Below are 15377 nucleotides of genomic sequence, written 5' to 3' on the forward strand. Positions count from 1 at the left end.
ATGGAACTCGACCTGGACGCGCTCAATGCCGAATTCGGCAACCAGCCTGAAAAGCTGGTTCAGTGGGCCATCGGGCTAGGCAAACCTGCCATCTGCACCACCAACTTCCGCCCCTTCGAAGCGGTGATTCTGCACATGGTCAGCCAGGTCAAACCGGATATCCCGGTGGTCTGGATGGACAGCGGCTATAACACCGAAGCCACCTACCGCTTCGCTGACGAAGTGGCGCGCAAGCTGAACCTCAACCTGATCACCTACCTGCCCAAACGCTCGCGCGCACACCGCGAAGCCATCGACGGCCCGGTACCGGCTCTGGATGATCCGCGCCACGCGGCGTTCACCGAAGAGGTCAAACTCGAGCCCTTCGCCCGCGCCTTGCGCGAGACTGCGCCAAGCGTGTGGTTCACCGCTCTGCGCGCCACCGATACCGCCGTGCGTGCACAGATGGATCCGATCAGCATCAACCCCGATGGTCTGATCAAGGTAGCCCCGCTGCTGCACTGGTCCTCCAAGGATCTGTATCAGTACTTGGTCGCCCATGACCTGCCGAACGAATTCGATTACTTCGACCCGACCAAGGGCGAAGACAATCGTGAGTGCGGCCTACACCTCAGTCACTGAGGCAGATAGGTGAAACGAAAAATGGCGCCCAAGGGCGCCATTTTTCGTTCTCACGCAAGTGTCAGTGAACCGGCAGGTCGACGCCCTCGAACAGTTCTTCCAGTTCGGACTTGTTATGGCACTGCACGGCCTTGGCCAGTACGTCGCGGGTCAGGTGCGGGGCGAATTTCTCGATGAAGTCGCACATGAAGCCACGCAGAAAAGTGCCACGGCGAAAGCCGATCTTGGTCACGCTAGGCTCGAACAACTCGTCGGCGTCCAGTACTACCAGGTCCTGATCCAGCTTGCTGTCGACGGCCATCTTGGCCACGATGCCAACCCCCAGGTTGAGGCGCACGTAGGTCTTGATCACGTCGGCATCGGCTGCGGTGAATACCACCTTCGGTGTCAGACCGCGATGACTGAAGGCTTCATCCAGCTTCGAGCGGCCGGTGAAACCGAATACATAGGTCACGATGGGATGTTCGGCCAGCGCTTCGAGCGTCAGCTTCGGCAGCTTGGCCAGCGGATGCCCCTGCGGCACCACCACGCAGCGGTTCCAACGGTAGCAAGGCATCATGATCAGATCGTTGAACAACTCCAGCCCTTCGGTGGCGATGGCGAAGTCTACGCTGCCATCGGCGGCCATCTCGGCGATCTGCGTCGGCGAGCCCTGATGCATGTGCAGCGCCACGTCCGGATACTGTTTGATGAAAGTGCTGATGACAGGCGGCAAGGCGTAACGCGCCTGGGTGTGGGTAGTCGCGATGGACAGCGTGCCTTTCTTCTCGTTGGAGAACTCCTGGGCGATCTGCTTGATGCTTTCGACCTTGCGCAGAATCTCACCGGCGGTGGTGATGATGCGCTCTCCGGCGGGGGTGACGCGCGTCAGGTGCTTACCGCTGCGGGCGAAAACCTCCACGCCCAGCTCGTCCTCGAGCAAACGAATCTGCTTGCTGATCCCTGGTTGCGAGGTGTAAAGGCTTTGCGCAGTAGCCGATACGTTGAGGTCGTGGTGCGCGACTTCCCAAATGTAGCGCAGTTGCTGAAGCTTCATAGATTTCCCTCAGAGCAGTAAGGCAGGCCAGCAGCCGCCAATGCCGTATATAACCATATTATTGGTTTAATCTGACAGCCTAGAACGTTTTAATAGATCCCCCCATTTACAAATCACCATGTCCACGGTGCTGCAGCATTGGCACCAGATACACCGGAGCCTCCGACAGCTGCACGATACGGGCGGCGGTGCGCCCCAGTGGCACGGTAAGATCCGCGCCGTGGCTGTGACTGCCTACGACCAGTAGATCCACCCCAAGTTTCTGCGCCTCCTCGAGAATCACCGTCGGCGGATCACCCTGCAGCACCCGCACCGCACGAATCAGGTGCAAATCCTGAAGCCCGTCTCCCAGTTCGTCGCGAAAGCCCTCGAGGACACGCTGCTCGATACTGGCCATCACCGTGCTCAGACCGTTACGCCTTAGTTCACCGAGGGTTTCTTCATCCAGGTAGGTTTGCAGCACGGACTCGGCGAACAAGCCCATGGGTTCGACTGCATGCACCACGTACAGATCGGCCTTGAAACTGCGGCTTACCGCCAGGGCATGCTGCAGCACATAGGAGGCATAGAGCCCCAGGTCGGTGGCATAGAGTATCGAGCGGATCACGTGGCCTCCTTGACTGCTGGCGCAGGCCCTTGATTGAGCTTAGCAGCGCATCAGGTAAAGCAAGGTCGGCCGCATTATTTAGGACGAATGGCTATATGCAGGTAAGCAGCGGGCCAGCAGTCAAGGCAGCAATTCGTTGCTCACGCCATGGGGTACATGACCTGTAGCCACGACCTGCCGGGCTTTCTCGCAGTGCCCGGTTTGATCATCGAAGAACACATCCGCCGCGAACGCCTCGAGCACAGCCGATTTGTCCAGCCCGCCAAGGAAGAAGGACTCATCCAGGCGAATGTTCCACTCGCGCAAGGTACGAATCACCCGCTCATGTGCCGGCGCTGAGCGCGCGGTGACCAGCGCGGTACGAATCGGACAATCCACTTCCGGAAACTCCTGCTGCAGGCTGTGCAGCGCCGCGAGAAATGGCTTGAACGGCCCACCCGGCAGTGCCTGCCGGGCCGCCTCGCGCTCATGGCTCTGAAAGGCGTGCAGCCCGCCACTTTGGTAGACACGCTCGGAGTCATCGGAAAACAGTACGGCATCGCCATCGAAAGCGATGCGCAGCTCGTTGCTGTTCGCCCGCCGCGTACCGCCCGATAACAGCGTCGCTGCACCGAAGCCGGCCTTCAGTGCATTACGTACGTCATCGGCGTGAGTGGACAGAAACAGGTGGCAACCAAAGGCTGCCAGATAAGGATCGGGGCTACGCCCACCGACGAAGGCCGCGCGGGAAATACCCAAGCCATAATGCTGGATCGAGTTGAAGGCCCGCAGGCCGGTATCAGCGCTGTTGCGTGACACCAGAATGACCTCGACACGCTGCTCGCTGAGGCGCTGATTGAGGCTGAGCAGCTTTTCCACCAGCGGAAAGGCATCCCCCGGCATCAGCACTTCGTCTTCATGCTCGATCTGGTAACGGCGGTAGGCCTCGACACCCTCGTTTTCGTAGATCTGATGACTCTCGCCAAGGTCGAACAGCGCCCGTGAGGAGATCGCCAATACCAGCTTGTCCCCCAATCCTTTGCCCATGCCTAAGCCTCCTGGCGAGCCTGAATGAAACGCAGCGCCTGATACAGCGCACGTACCTTAGGCATATCGAAACCGATGGCATCGGCCGCCGCCAGCGGCACCTCATAAATCGCATGCAGCTCTGCCGGGCGACCCTGAGCGAAATCGTGGTACATGCTCGGCAGGTAGTCCGGCATTTTGTCGGTCGCACTCAGCAGCTTGCTCGCATAGTGCTCCGGCATGCTGTAGCCAAGTGCCTGGGCTGCCAGCACCACCTCCTGCATGATGCCCTCTACCAACGCCCGGCTGTCAGGGTTGCCCATCAGTCGCCGCGTGTCGGCATCGAGCAGCACGGAAAGACCGTTGTAAGGCGCATTCCATACCAACTTCTGCCAGCGCGTCTGGGCCAGGTCACGCATCGGGGTCGACTCCAACCCTGCGCCACGCAACAAGCCAACGCCCTCTTCCACCAGAGCCAGGCGTGACGCTTCATCAGTTGCAGGGCCGGAATGGTAGGCAAGGTTGATCGCACCCAGCGCCTGGTGCTCGATAACCCCTGGCGCACTGCGATGGACGCAGATATAGCAGAGGCCTCCAAGCAGATGGAGATCATCAGGCAGCAGCGGTCGCAATTCATCTTCCACCGCCAGCCCGTTCTGCAACAGCACCACCTTGGCGTTGGGTGCTGCAGCCTTTGCAATAAGCGGCGCCAGTTCGACATTGGCCGTGGTCTTCGCGCCGACCAGCAGCCAGTCGCATTGCGGCATGTCTTCGATATTGCGATAGACCTGTACGGGCGCAAGCGTCAGCGCGCCATGTACAGCGCTGTTCAGCTGCAACCCGCGCTCTGCCACGGCCGCATACTCGCTGCGCAGAAAAAAGTGAACGTCATGACTGGCTCGCGCCAACAGCAGCCCATAAAAGCCACCGATAGCCCCCGTGCCGATGATGCCAATGCGCGGCGCTGGTGATTGAGACATCAGGGAAGCTCCTCAGCCTGTCGAAGCAGCGCCTCGTCCATGGCAGTCGTTAAATCGGAAAGAGTGAGTCGGGCGCGCAATGCGCCAAAGAAGTGTCCGTTTCTGACCAGAAACAGCGCGGGCAGATGAAAAACCTCGTAACGCGCCACCAACCCGGCGTTATGCCCCGCATCGATCCAGCACAAGCGGTCGATCGGCAGCCCCATGCCAGGCAGAGCCTGACGTGCCCAGCGGCAACTGGCACATCCCGTGCTAGTGAACACTACTAACGACGTACCGGAAAGGTCGAGCAGGCGGCGATCCGCATCCAAATCGGTCAGTTCCAGTTGCGCCGCTATACTGAATTCACTGATATCAGTTTGCCTGCATTCAAGGTCGGTGTTCATGCGTAAGTTTCTGCGTCATCCAAGCGACATGCCAGTGGAGCTGGTGTTGCGCAAACAGGCCTGTATTCCCAGGCAGCGGCTGAACAATATCAGCCTCGGCGGGGTCGCTTGCAACTCATCGCGAGGCTTTCGCCGTGGCACCTCGATCGAGTTGCGTATTCCGCTGCTGGGCGATCAGGCGCGCTATCCCGGGATCGTCGCCTGGTGTCGGCGCCTGGAGAACGGCTATCTGGTTGGCGTTGCCTTCATCGACGAAGACACGCTGTTCCGCGCACGCATGGTCGAACAAGTCTGCCAGATCCAGCATTACCGCCAACAACTGGAACAGGAATCAGGCCAGCCAATGGCCATCGAGCAATGCGCTCAGGACTGGATAGCCAAGCATGCAGCTGAATTCCCTTACCTTGCCTGAGACGTCGCCGCGGCAGTAGAAACTTAAAATGGTTGCGTCCACCCGCACCGATACGACCAATCTATGAGGCGCATTGAACTCATCGCCCATTGTGGCGCAGCCGCGTACGCGCTAAGGTTCGGCTCCCCCTGCGCAAACTAGCTGTGCACCGCCACAGGGGCTTGCTGGCGGCCGGCAAACGTGACCCGACGACCTGACCCGATGAGTAGCACGATGGCTGATTTACCGATCGACGACCTCAACGTCGCCTCCAACGAAACGCTGATCACTCCCGACCAGCTCAAACGCGAAATCCCCCTGACCGATGCCGCGCTGAAGACCGTCTCTCAGGGTCGTCAGGTGGTACGCGACATCCTCGATGGCAAGGATCATCGCCTGTTCGTGGTAGTCGGCCCCTGCTCCATCCATGACATCAAGGCCGCTCACGAGTACGCCGAGCGCCTCAAGGTATTGGCCGCCGAGCTGTCCGACAGCCTGTTTCTGGTCATGCGCGTGTACTTCGAAAAACCGCGCACCACCGTTGGCTGGAAAGGTCTGATCAACGACCCGTACCTGGATGACTCGTTCAAGATTCAGGATGGCCTGCATATCGGCCGCCAGCTGCTGCGTGACCTGGCAGAAATGGGCTTGCCCACCGCCACCGAAGCACTCGACCCGATTTCTCCGCAATACCTGCAGGATCTGATCAGCTGGTCGGCCATCGGCGCACGTACCACCGAATCGCAGACCCACCGGGAAATGGCCTCGGGCCTGTCCTCGGCAGTCGGCTTCAAGAACGGCACCGATGGCGGCCTGACCGTAGCGATCAACGCGCTGCAATCGGTATCCAGCCCGCACCGCTTCCTCGGCATCAATCAGGAAGGTGGCGTGTCCATCGTCACCACCAAGGGTAACCCCTATGGTCACGTTGTACTGCGCGGCGGTAACGGCAAGCCCAATTACGACTCGGTCAGTGTCGCCATTTGTGAGCAGGAACTGACAAAAGCCGGCATTAGCCCGAACATCATGGTCGATTGCAGCCACGCCAACTCCAACAAGGACCCGGCCCTGCAACCGCTGGTTCTGGAGAACGTGGCCAATCAGATTCTCGAAGGTAACAACTCGATCGTCGGCCTGATGGTGGAAAGTCACCTGGGCTGGGGTAACCAGTCGATTCCGAAGGATCTGGGCGACCTCAAGTACGGCGTTTCCATCACCGATGCCTGCATCGACTGGGACACCACCGAAAAGAGCCTGCGCAGCATGCACGCCAAACTCAAGGATGTGCTGCCCAAGCGCCAGCGCGGCTGATTGCAGGCGCAGATACGAAAACGCCGGGCAATGCCCGGCGTTTTGCTGTCGACACCAGGCGTCAGCTAGCCTGGTGACGCTGACGACGCTCCATATAGCGTTCGACGTAGGAGCAGGATGGAATAACCGTATAGCCCCTACCCTCAGCATAACGCAGGGCATGCTCGGTCAGTGCAGCTGCGATCCCTCGACCACGCAATGCGTTGGGTACGAAGGTGCGGTAGATGTCCAGCGTCTGTTTGCCCAGATCCATATAGGCCAGATAGGCACGATCACCTTCGATGGTGGTCACGAACTGATGACTCGCCTGGTCATGGTGAATGGACAAACCCTCGCTCATCTTCTCTCCTCTAGCCGCGAACCACTCACGGCACATTTCTACTTCATACCGACGCTTTGACAAAAGCGCAAATCCGTTTCCTGTCTGCTCAGGTGCAACTGCAGGAGCTTACCACAGGCAAACCAGGCTCTTTCAGAGGCTCAGTACCCCGATGCAGAGCAGCGCAGCCACCACCGGGACCAATACCGTGATGACAAAAATGTCCTTGTAGGCCTGCTTGTGGGTCAACCCCATGATCATCAGCATGGCGATTACCGCACCGCAATGCGGCAGCGAGTCCAGCCCGCCTGCCGTGATATTGGCAATACGATGCAGAACCTCGGGGTCGACGCCCATGTCCAGATAATGTGGTGCCAGCGTCTGCATGAATATCTGCAGGCCGCCAGAAGACGACCCGACGATTCCAGAGACCACACTGACGGATGCGAAAACGGACAGCAACGGCGGCAGGTCCACCGATAGCACCCATTGGGCAAACTGGGCGAATCCTGCAGTCTGTGTGACAACACCACCGAAGCCGATGACCGCTGCCGTATTGAGTAGCGGCATGATCGCGTCGTCTGCTCCCTGGCCCAGCAAGCCCAGAGTGTTGCGGCGCAATGCGGGGAACATCAGCACCGCCACGCCCGTAGCGATTACCAGGGCCAGACTGGGCCAGAGTATCGGCTGGGCCAAGCTGAATGCCAGCAGCCTGCCAAGAACGCCCTCGCCCGCGACTACAGCTCCAGAGAGCACAAAAAGACGCGGTAGCAGGATCACACCCAGCACCACGATGATCGGCACCAGCGCCATGCCCCAGTGCGGACCGCTTCCCGGGGCGCCGGCCAACTGCTGCATGCGTTCATCCTGAGCATTGACCTCGAACCCTTCGCCACGCTCACGAGCCAGGCGCCACTCGCGCTGCAGATATCCCATACCCAGGCCAATCATCACCGCAGTGGCAAACAGTCCAATCCAGGCCCCTGCGAACAGGTCAGTGCCCAATGCACTGGCCGCAATCACGTTATGAATGGACGGCGAACCTGGCAGTGCCGTCATGGTGAAAGTGCCGGCACCCAGTGCGATAGCCGCACAGAACAGACGCTTGGGCAGATTGGCCTCACGCATCAGGGTAATCCCCAAGGGGTACATGGTGAAAATCACCACGAATACGACGACGCCACCGTAGGTCAGGACGGCGCATACCAGCATTGCCACCCACAGCGTGCGCTGCGTGCCCAAACCCTGAGTGATCGCTTGCGCAATGCTGTTGGCGGCCTGGCTTGCCGCCATTACCTTGCCGAAGATGGCGCCGCAGAGAAACAGCACGAAGAACTTCCCGGCAAAAGTGAACGCCCCCAATGGCCCGAATGGAAAATGCTCGAGTAAGGCGCCGGGTACAGCCACCCCGTTGCTCAGCGCGACCAGGATCGAACACGTCAATGCCGCAATAAAGATGTTAACCCCACGTAGCGCCATGAAGATCAGTAGCGCCAAGCCCAGTAACAAGCCTAAATTTCCCAGCATCTCCATCCCCCCTTTATTGTTTTAGTTCTCCAGCCAGGACAGTTATAACAGTTCGTGCAGATGCTGCACCGCAACAGCGGAAAATCTGGCTGTTTTTTAAGCAACCCCCATGATCCCTGCCTTTCAGCCCTGCTTGCCAGAAAAAAAAAGTGCAACTCTTGCCCCTGCTCCGTTTACTTACTAAAAGTAATAGGTAGTATGTAGGCCGGCTAATTTCCCGCAATTGGGGAATTGCTTTATATGGAAAACTCCACCTCAAGGGGAACACGATGAACAACGTTCTGAAATTCTCTGCTCTGGCTCTGGCCGCAGTTCTGGCTACCGGTTGCAGCAGCATGTCCAAAGAAACCGAAGCTCGTCTGACTGCTACCGAAGACGCAGCTGCTCGCGCCCAAGCCCGTGCCGACGAAGCCTATCGCAAGGCTGATGAAGCTCTGGCCGCCGCTCAGAAAGCTCAGCAAACTGCTGACGAAGCCAACGAGCGCGCTCTGCGTATGCTGGAAAAAGCCAGCCGCAAGTAATTTGCGACTCGTTTTTTCAAAAGTCGGCCCAGGAAACTGGGCCGGCTTTTTTATTGCCTGCCTACATGATCACCAGACAATAAAAAACCCGCCGACACGAGTGCGGGCGGGCTTGCTTGGTCAGCCGAGGTCAGAATGGACCGTTGCTACTGACCACTGCGTTGTCGACCTGGGCGGCAATTGGCACCGGCAGGCCATCTTCAGAAGCGACCACCTCGCGAACCATCTCCCAGTCCAGGCGTAAGCCACTGAGTTCGTCCCGTTTGAGCAGCGCATTGATCACCGCTGTGTGCTTGTCGACGACAGAGGCATTGCCTTCATCGTCCAGGGGCGCATGCGCTTCCAGGTAGACCTTGCCACCACTCACGCCGAACTTGTAAGGCTCGTTGACGATACGCACCGGCGTGCCCACCGGCACCATTGCAGCCAGCTCCAGCACGTTGTGGTTGAGCATGCGGAAGCACCCGTGGCTGACGCGCATGCCGATACCGAACTTCTTGTTCGAGCCGTGAATCAGGTATCCCGGAAACGACAGCGTCAACTTGTACGGCCCCAGCGGGTTATCCGGACCAGGCGGCACTACGGTGGGCAGAAAATCGCCCTCTGCCGCGTGCTCCTCGCGAATCGACTTGGGCGGATACCAGGCCGGGTTCGGCGTTTTCACGGTCACGCGACCCGCCCCAAGAGGCGAGCCCCAGCCTTCACGGCCGATACCGAGAGGAAAGGTATGCACGACATCCTGCCCTTTCGGAAAATAGTAGAGGCGGTATTCGGCGAGATTGATCACGATCCCCTCACGCGGGCCAGACGGCAGCACGTAGCGGGTCGGCAGAATGATCTCCGCGCCCTCGCCCGGCAACCAGGGGTCGACGCCCGGGTTGGCCGCCACCATCTCCAGATAGCCCAGGTCGTTGGCGGTACCCAGATCCGCAAAGGTGTCTTCGTATTTGGCTTTGATAACCTGCACCTGCCCCACTACATCCTCGCCAAGTGCAGGCAGAGGAAACTCGAGCGCCTGAACGCTTGAGCTGGCGCAAAGCGCAACGAAAGTCAGACAGCGGTTGACCGCAGAGAAGCGCGAGAACATTCAAGATGTCCTTGAAGAGTTAGTTGAGTGATATTGCAGCGATTGTACACCGCCATTCCGCGGCCGGGCAGACGTCAGCCATCCGCCCAGTTCGAGCACAGCCCCTGCCGCTGTGCCTCGAAAGTCGCCCGGCAATCCGGGCACAGTCGACGATCACGCAGCCAGGCCTTGTCCAACTGGTGCCAGCGCGGCCCTGCCGGAAGCAGCCCGCCGCAGAGCGTCCTGTCGGCGTGACCGCCCAAGCGTAGCTGCCGGGCGACCAGATGCACACGCGCCTCGCGACAGGCGAACAGATCCAGCTGCTCGTCTGGCTCGATCAGGTGATAGGCATACAAGGACCAGGCGGGACGCGGCATCTGGGGCTCCGTGACAGGTCGGCCACATTAGCCGAAAGGCATGAGGCGGAAAAGCCTGGCCGTCACTCGGTTTCACTTCAAAGAAGAGGTTTGAGACTTGGCCAGACGTTATCCAATAGCACTGGCTGAGCAGCGACATTCGGATGGATGCCATCGGCCTGCATCATCGAAGGCACGCCACCTATGCCTTCCAGCACGAATGGCACCAACGCAGCGCCGGACGCTTCGGCCACTTTGGGGAATACCTCGGCGAACGCCGTGGTGTAACGCACGCCGTAGTTCGGTGGCAGGCGCATGCCCAAAAGCAGTACCTTGGCCCCTGCCTGCTGCGACTTCTCGACCATCGACGCAAGATTCTGTTGCAATTCGGACTGAAGGACAGGAACCCCATCAATTCCAAGGGTTCCAGCCAATGAACAGCATAACGCATACCCAAACTGGCACAAGTCTGTTACAAGTCGCGCCGCCCAAACTGACCACCCAGCTCGCAAAGCCCTGGCACTTTCGTCGCCATGGTCGCTACTACCTCCGATTTAGGCCACGGAATCAGACCTTGGGCGTCTTCACGATCTCACTGCGCACCACAGACCGAGCCACAGCCATGGAAATCTCCAACAACATCCAGAAGGCGCTTGCCTACTTTCACCTCAGCAATCCTGAGGCGACTTGGCCAGAGCTTCGGGAGCGACTACGCGCAATCGCACAGGAGTGCCTTGAGGCAGAGTTTGGTGACCTGGGGTCGGACTACGCACGAAGCGAGTTCTACCACGACATGTATGGGGCTTTGCGCACGATCAGCAAAAAGGGCGACATGAGCCTTGCCCAGCACCGGGCTGTGTCTATTGGTCAGGGCATCATGGCAGCTACGCATGCTCGCCTTGAGGGCCGACCTGGGGCACTGGTGGACGTTATTGATAGGCTCAATTGTGGAGACCAAATCGATAGTCAATCTGGTGTTCACCTGTCCCTATCTGTAGGCGCCCCTATAAGCTGGGACGATTTGTCGGCCCTGTACATGGAAGAACGTAGAGTCAACCTCAAGGACTCCAGCAGGAAAGCCGCCATAACCGCCCATACGGTCATCGGGAACGCCTTTGAGGCCATCGGCTTGACTGACCTACGGACTCACACACGAGATGACATGGTGACGCTTCGGGCGAACCTGCTGGATGAGCGCAAGGCGTCCACAGTGAACAATCTTTTGGCGCAGCTCCGAGCTGTAATGGTCTGGGCTGTCCAATCTGACAAGCTGGCTAAGGAGTACACGGCAGGGCTCAAGCTCACCAAGGGCGCAGACAGCGCGCGCGTGGCGTTCCTCCGGGGACAGGTAGAAACCCTGATGGCGCATACCAACGCTCTACCATCGGCCTCCTGGGAGCGTTGGGCGCTTTCCCTTCTGGCAGTCACAGGGGCTCGTGTGGGTGAAGTCAGCTATCTGACCAAGGCTGACATCAAGCAGGTAGAGGGTCTGTGGTGCATCGACATCAACGAGGATGCAGATGGTAAGTCCATCAAGAACAAGCACAGCAAACGCCGCGTGCCTCTTGTGGATGGCGCCCTTGGGTTCAACTTGCCTGCATTCCTTGAGGCTGTCGAAAAGGGCGCCCTGCCCTCTGACCATGGCATTAATCCTGGCAAAGCCAGTAAGCGGCTCAATCAGATGCTGAGGGACGCTCTCGGGGATAGCAAAGGTGAGAACCAGACGCTGCATTCACTGCGTCACCACCTGATCTCCTCAATGCAGGCCGCAGGCGTTCCCGTAGCCTTCGCGCAGGCCGCAGCCGGACAATCCTCGGGCACCATCGCATACGACACATATGGCTCAGGCTCACCAATCCAGCGGGTCTACGAAGCACTCAAGCAAGGTCTGATGGAGGACGCCCAATGAACGCCTTTGTGGACATGAATCCGCAAGCCGCACAGCTCTGCGAAGCATACGATGCTGAGGGCCTATCGAATCCCATCGGCACGTTCGTGTGCCCTCACTGCCAGCAGACAGCATCCGTCGAGTACGCCACCACGGACTACACGTTTCCCAGTGGCGCCAGTAGGGAGGGTCGCGCTGATTCCGTAGACGTGGCCCGCTGCTTCCAGTGTGACGGTGTGTCTTACTGGCTGATTCTCGACATGGGCAGCGGTAGCGATTGGCGGGACCTCCCTCGCGTCTTGCTTCACCCCAGAGCCTCAGGGGTCAAGAAGGATGCAGTATGACCATCTGGGAATTACTCGGTGCGATGGCCGTTTCCTACGGTGGCTTTCTTCTTCTGCTGGACTGGGACTGGAAGCGGCGACTATTCGAGACCTATCAGGAGCGGATGGCCCGTGACCCGAAGTACCGCGACAAGGAGCTGAAGCGGCGCCTACGGGACAAGCCTTGGCTCATTCCAGGCAGCAGGTCGTGGCACGAGCGGGAGAAGGAACGCCAGAGACGCCAGTGAACAAATCCAAGCGCGGCTTGTGAACACCAGGGGTCGGCCCTTAACTGGGTCGGCCCTTTGTATGTGTATCAGCTCAAGGACATCCAGGGCCGTATCGAGGTGCAACTGTGATGACCATGCAATTCGAGAAGAAGAACTTCATGGGCATCGAGCTGGATGTTCTCGTGGGTCACCCTGAGCATGACTTGCTGTTCATCGCTGCACAGGTGGCAAGGGCGGCGGGCCTGAAGGCTGGGTCCGACCACTTCAAGCGTGTGGCTGAAAAGTATCCTGCCTGCCGCGCCATTGAAGCCTTAGGAGCCAATCTGGCTTCTATGAGACCATCTGGAGTTCACGCCCCCACCTGGCACAAGATGTTCTTGTTCCCTGAGGGGACTGTTTACCAGATGCTCCTTCGCGGCCATGCGCCGGCCTCCGAACCGTTCCGCAAATGGGTCACCGAGGAAGTCCTACCCTCGATCCGCAAGACCGGCAAATACAACGCCGAAGAGTCCTCCAACCCCATTGCCCAAGGCATCATGGACCGCCTGATGTCCCTCGAAGGGATCATCCTGAAGCAGGGCGAGACCCTGGAGGCGCTACGCCAGGAACTCAGAGACCGTCCTCCCACCCCATTACACTGACATTCCACTTGATATCAGAGTGGGAAACGCTGATGTAGATCGTCCGGCTAACCAGCATCATCGATAGCTGCCCCGAAGAGCCAGAGGCGAAAGCCTGAATACCGCTACCGTCAGCCTCTGATGCAATCCGCATCTCTAAGGGAGTACGTGTATCCGATGCCTGCATTGAGTACCCAACAAGGATTTGGGAGGCCGTTGGTGGCGCGAAACTTTCCACTGAGACACCTACCGGCTCCGACCACTGGCGCTCATGGGGAACAGTTGCTTGTTCAGCAGTGCCTTGAACCTTAAGAAGAGTTTGCCAAACGCCTTCTCCAGCAAGGTTGCTGCCCACAAACATCAAGGCCCCACCCGACAACGCGGCCAAGCCTCCTACAAAGGAAAGCCAAAACCCTACTACATTGAGACGCTCACCGAGCCCCATAGCCATAATCGCTTCCATGATCAAATCCACTACCGTGAAGACTGGAATTTAAGAAAGCGCGGCGCTGATGTCCAATCCATTGCTGGCAGCCAAAAACCCTCACTATTAGGGAGATAGAAGGTAAGCCCGTGGCATCACCCCACGGCCCTTCCGTTTCACCTACCGCCAGCCTTCGGGCTGGTCTGCTGGCCGATCACAAGGCCGCCTCCTTGTCCGTCGCCAGTCGCTGCCCTTCGTTAGCTGTTCACCAGCTCACACCGGGTCATGCCAAGGCGGACACAGGAGGACAATCGGGACAGCTACCTTCGGTGTGATTAGCACCACTGAGTAGCGCAATGAGCCCGACCCTCAGGCAGACAGGGGTATCGTGGTGTTCGCTCGGGTTGACGTGTCCCGAGCCTTTTCGAGAACTGGGGGCGCTCGAACTGACCACGAGAACAAGGGGGCTTTAAGAACCTAAAGATTCTCTTAGGATCAATAATTATCTTGTTATAAAACAAGTAATTATATCAATTAGTTAATCCTGAAGATAAACCTAAACCCTTCAGGATTCCAGAAGCAAGGACGGGTCTGTTCAGACCACGATCCCGACTCCTTTGGGTCATCCATTAAAAACCCTCACTTGTAGGACACCCGCTCAGGTTGTCCCGTAGCTGCTTGCCAGCTCACCGTCATCGCCCGTCGCTGGGCGCCACCATCAACACAGCTTTTCTGATTGCTCCTTGTGCCGATGCCGATCCCTTGTCGTGGGTCTGTGTGCCGGTCATCGGGAGCGAACTCAGGGAGCAATCAAAAAGGAACACGACAATGCGCCATCAAATCCAAGCCACTCCGAACGCCACCGAAGAACACTTAGCGATCCTGGGAGGTCTGCGTGAAGCCATCGACAATAATGCAGCACGCGTCAAGCTGCTGATCGACCTTCGGGCATCCTTCAAGCCCCACCGAGACTGGCAAAGCGAACAGCAATATCTGATTGAGCGTAATCGATCACCGCTGCTGTCCAAGCTGCTGGCGTCCCTGGAGGCATCCGGGGTTCCTCTTCGGGATGCACTCAGCGTCCCGGCGCGGTTCGTAATGAATGCCCGATAGACCGAATCGGAACCTACAAGAATCTTGTATGTTGCAGATGTCTGCCACACCCCGCTTTACCTTCAGCCCCCACCTGAAGCGACTTCGTTAGCTGTTCGTCAGCTCACACCTGAGCCCACCGCTGGGCATCCAATCGAAACCAAGAAACCATAGAGCATCCTTCAGGGTCGGCGTGTCCACGTCTCCTTGTGTCTTGTCGCGCCTACCGTGCGGACTGAAGGATGCTCTATGGGCAGGAGACAACTACCCATGAAAATCATCATCACCGCTGTAACTCCCACCAAGGCGACCATCAACGGTCAGCCCATGGCCCGCGAATATGCCGAGGGCATCTTGCTGCCTCTGATGGTAGCCGCTCAGGGGAAAGACCACGCAGGAGTCCTCAAGGTCGCCAAGGCGTTCGCCCTCGCAGGCTTGCCGCTGGATGCCTCCCCGGTCGCTTCCCGTGTTCACAGTGAGCACCTGATCGAACAGGCCCGCCTTGAGGCCCGACAGCGTGCCGAGGCCAAAGCACACGCTGAGCGCTGCCGAGTGCCCACACCTCAGGAGATTGCCGAGAAGAAAGCCGAGCGTGAGCGCAAGGCTGCGGCAATTCGTGACCACGGCGCACGCCTGCGTGCCCAGATGGGCCGCTGACAGCATTTACCTACAGA

General features: G+C 58.7%; 19 protein-coding genes and 1 pseudogene. 9 read left to right on the plus strand and 11 right to left on the minus strand.

All coding sequences use genetic code 11. The features are described from left to right. Window positions 1–621 (plus strand): phosphoadenosine phosphosulfate reductase domain-containing protein, encoded by a 621-nt coding sequence (locus ACJRW5_RS13530; RefSeq protein WP_179544796.1) that lies wholly within the window; start codon window positions 1–3, stop codon window positions 619–621. A 61-nt stretch (window positions 622–682) separates the two neighbouring features. On the opposite strand, the gene cysB is transcribed toward ACJRW5_RS13530, so the two are convergent. The 5 genes from cysB to ACJRW5_RS13555 form a co-directional block, all read right to left on the minus strand. Beyond that, on the minus strand, window positions 683–1657 hold the full coding sequence (gene cysB / locus ACJRW5_RS13535) for an HTH-type transcriptional regulator CysB (RefSeq protein WP_484571022.1): 975 nt from the start codon (window positions 1655–1657) through the stop codon (window positions 683–685). A gap of 106 nt (window positions 1658–1763) precedes the next feature. Continuing rightward, window positions 1764–2264, minus strand: a complete 501-nt coding sequence (locus ACJRW5_RS13540) for a universal stress protein (RefSeq protein WP_484571023.1) — start codon at window positions 2262–2264, stop codon at window positions 1764–1766. A gap of 120 nt (window positions 2265–2384) precedes the next feature. Then, window positions 2385–3290 (minus strand): 5'-nucleotidase, encoded by a 906-nt coding sequence (locus ACJRW5_RS13545; RefSeq protein ID WP_484571024.1) that lies wholly within the window; start codon window positions 3288–3290, stop codon window positions 2385–2387. A 2-nt stretch (window positions 3291–3292) separates the two neighbouring features. Continuing rightward, window positions 3293–4249 (minus strand): putative 2-dehydropantoate 2-reductase, encoded by a 957-nt coding sequence (locus ACJRW5_RS13550; protein ID WP_484571025.1) that lies wholly within the window; start codon window positions 4247–4249, stop codon window positions 3293–3295. Then, complete coding sequence (locus tag ACJRW5_RS13555; RefSeq protein ID WP_484571026.1) at window positions 4249–4635, minus strand: YbbN family protein; 387 nt, start codon at window positions 4633–4635, stop codon at window positions 4249–4251. The genes ACJRW5_RS13550 and ACJRW5_RS13555 overlap by 1 nt, the downstream gene beginning before the upstream one ends. Between ACJRW5_RS13555 and ACJRW5_RS13560 the strand changes: the two genes are divergently transcribed. Both ACJRW5_RS13560 and ACJRW5_RS13565 read left to right on the plus strand, forming a co-directional pair. After that, entirely contained in the window at window positions 4634–5047 is a 414-nt protein-coding gene (locus tag ACJRW5_RS13560; RefSeq protein WP_484571027.1) for a PilZ domain-containing protein, read from the plus strand. The genes ACJRW5_RS13555 and ACJRW5_RS13560 overlap by 2 nt on opposite strands. Window positions 5048–5260: 213 nt before the next feature. Then, the gene (locus tag ACJRW5_RS13565; RefSeq protein WP_484571028.1) at window positions 5261–6337 is read left to right on the plus strand and encodes a 3-deoxy-7-phosphoheptulonate synthase; all 1077 of its coding nucleotides are present in this window, start codon (window positions 5261–5263) and stop codon (window positions 6335–6337) included. A 61-nt stretch (window positions 6338–6398) separates the two neighbouring features. On the opposite strand, the gene ACJRW5_RS13570 is transcribed toward ACJRW5_RS13565, so the two are convergent. After that, window positions 6399–6677: a GNAT family N-acetyltransferase gene (locus tag ACJRW5_RS13570; RefSeq protein ID WP_484571029.1), complete on the minus strand. Its 279-nt coding sequence runs from the start codon at window positions 6675–6677 to the stop codon at window positions 6399–6401. A gap of 132 nt (window positions 6678–6809) precedes the next feature. Further along, window positions 6810–8183, minus strand: coding sequence for a GntP family permease (locus tag ACJRW5_RS13575; protein ID WP_484571030.1), 1374 nt, complete (start codon window positions 8181–8183; stop codon window positions 6810–6812). A gap of 269 nt (window positions 8184–8452) precedes the next feature. On the opposite strand from ACJRW5_RS13575, the gene oprI reads away from it, so the two are divergent. Further along, on the plus strand, window positions 8453–8704 hold the full coding sequence (gene oprI, locus ACJRW5_RS13580) for an outer membrane lipoprotei OprI (RefSeq protein WP_003239826.1): 252 nt from the start codon (window positions 8453–8455) through the stop codon (window positions 8702–8704). 130 nt (window positions 8705–8834) lie between these two features. Here oprI and ACJRW5_RS13585 read toward each other — a convergent pair whose 3' ends face one another. The 3 genes and pseudogenes from ACJRW5_RS13585 to ACJRW5_RS13595 all read right to left on the minus strand — a co-directional run. Then, window positions 8835–9791 (minus strand): L,D-transpeptidase family protein, encoded by a 957-nt coding sequence (locus ACJRW5_RS13585; RefSeq protein ID WP_484571031.1) that lies wholly within the window; start codon window positions 9789–9791, stop codon window positions 8835–8837. A 74-nt stretch (window positions 9792–9865) separates the two neighbouring features. Further along, window positions 9866–10147, minus strand: a complete 282-nt coding sequence (locus tag ACJRW5_RS13590; protein ID WP_484571032.1) for a hypothetical protein — start codon at window positions 10145–10147, stop codon at window positions 9866–9868. Between the two features lie 77 nt (window positions 10148–10224). Beyond that, window positions 10225–10560, minus strand: a pseudogene (locus ACJRW5_RS13595) (SGNH/GDSL hydrolase family protein); the annotation flags it as partial. 188 nt (window positions 10561–10748) lie between these two features. Here ACJRW5_RS13595 and ACJRW5_RS13600 point away from each other — a divergent pair. The 3 genes from ACJRW5_RS13600 (at window position 10749) to ACJRW5_RS13610 (ending at window position 13208) form a co-directional block, all read left to right on the plus strand. Next, complete coding sequence (locus tag ACJRW5_RS13600) at window positions 10749–12035, plus strand: tyrosine-type recombinase/integrase (RefSeq protein WP_484571033.1); 1287 nt, start codon at window positions 10749–10751, stop codon at window positions 12033–12035. Between the two features lie 319 nt (window positions 12036–12354). After that, the gene (locus tag ACJRW5_RS13605) at window positions 12355–12585 is read left to right on the plus strand and encodes a hypothetical protein (RefSeq protein WP_484571034.1); all 231 of its coding nucleotides are present in this window, start codon (window positions 12355–12357) and stop codon (window positions 12583–12585) included. Between the two features lie 110 nt (window positions 12586–12695). Further along, entirely contained in the window at window positions 12696–13208 is a 513-nt protein-coding gene (locus tag ACJRW5_RS13610; RefSeq protein ID WP_484571035.1) for a BRO-N domain-containing protein, read from the plus strand. On the opposite strand, the gene ACJRW5_RS13615 is transcribed toward ACJRW5_RS13610, so the two are convergent. Beyond that, window positions 13177–13650, minus strand: a complete 474-nt coding sequence (locus ACJRW5_RS13615; protein WP_484571036.1) for a hypothetical protein — start codon at window positions 13648–13650, stop codon at window positions 13177–13179. The two genes, ACJRW5_RS13610 and ACJRW5_RS13615, sit on opposite strands and share 32 nt — an antisense overlap. Window positions 13651–14439: 789 nt before the next feature. Here ACJRW5_RS13615 and ACJRW5_RS13620 point away from each other — a divergent pair. Both ACJRW5_RS13620 and ACJRW5_RS13625 read left to right on the plus strand, forming a co-directional pair. Beyond that, the gene (locus ACJRW5_RS13620; protein ID WP_484571037.1) at window positions 14440–14724 is read left to right on the plus strand and encodes a hypothetical protein; all 285 of its coding nucleotides are present in this window, start codon (window positions 14440–14442) and stop codon (window positions 14722–14724) included. Window positions 14725–14973: 249 nt separating this feature from the next. Further along, a complete protein-coding gene (locus tag ACJRW5_RS13625; RefSeq protein WP_484571038.1) occupies window positions 14974–15360 on the plus strand; it encodes a hypothetical protein in 387 nt (128 codons plus the stop codon). Window positions 15361–15377: the final 17 nt, after the last annotated feature.

The sequence above is a fragment of the Pseudomonas pichavaramensis genome, from assembly GCF_050473265.1.
Classification (GTDB): domain Bacteria; phylum Pseudomonadota; class Gammaproteobacteria; order Pseudomonadales; family Pseudomonadaceae; genus Aquipseudomonas.